Raw genomic sequence first — 592 nt, 5'->3', positions numbered from 1 at the left:
GAGCGCTTCCACCGCGGGATCGCCTGCACCGTCGCCCTGCTCGGCGTGCTCTGGCCGCTGGCCGTGGCGCTGGGCGACCGTACGGTGACCGAACGCGCGGTGCTCGCCGGGACGGCCGCGCTGCTCGCCGCGGGCAGCCTGCCGCTCTGGTCGCACCTGCGCCGCACGACGGTGGACTTCCCGACAGACATCAGAGCGGAACCGCTGAACGCAGCGGTGGCCGCCGGGGCCGTCACCGCGATCCGGGGGACACGCCACCGTACCGGCTACCGCAGCGACCGCCTCCCCGGCCGACCGAGCCCCCTGCACGCAAGCGGACGCACGGCGGCAGACAACCGCCCCGGACCGCTCGGCGCCTCCGCAGAACCCCCGACGGACGGGCATAGCCGAGAGCCAGACGGAAGGAGACCTCAGTGACCCCGGTGCAGACAGCCCTGGCCATCACGACCACCGTCGCCTTCCTCGCGCTCGTGGCCTCGGTGCGGGTGCTGCGGGAGTACGAGCGCGGGGTGGCGTTCCGGCTCGGCAGACTGCGTGCCCCGCTCCGGCCGGGCCTGCGGCTGGTGCCGCCGGGGCTGGACCGGATGGTCCG

At 75.3% G+C, this 592-nt stretch carries 1 protein-coding gene; it reads left to right on the top strand.

The window, feature by feature from the left end:
• Positions 1–417, top strand: a 417-nt coding sequence (locus ACFOWE_RS31665) for a hypothetical protein (RefSeq protein ID WP_377294378.1), incomplete at its 5' end; no start/stop codon positions are given.
• Positions 418–592: the final 175 nt, after the last annotated feature.

The organism is Planomonospora corallina (assembly GCF_042650625.1).
Lineage (GTDB): Bacteria > Actinomycetota > Actinomycetes > Streptosporangiales > Streptosporangiaceae > Planomonospora_B > Planomonospora_B corallina.
This window is presented reverse-complemented; position numbering and strand designations above follow the sequence as displayed.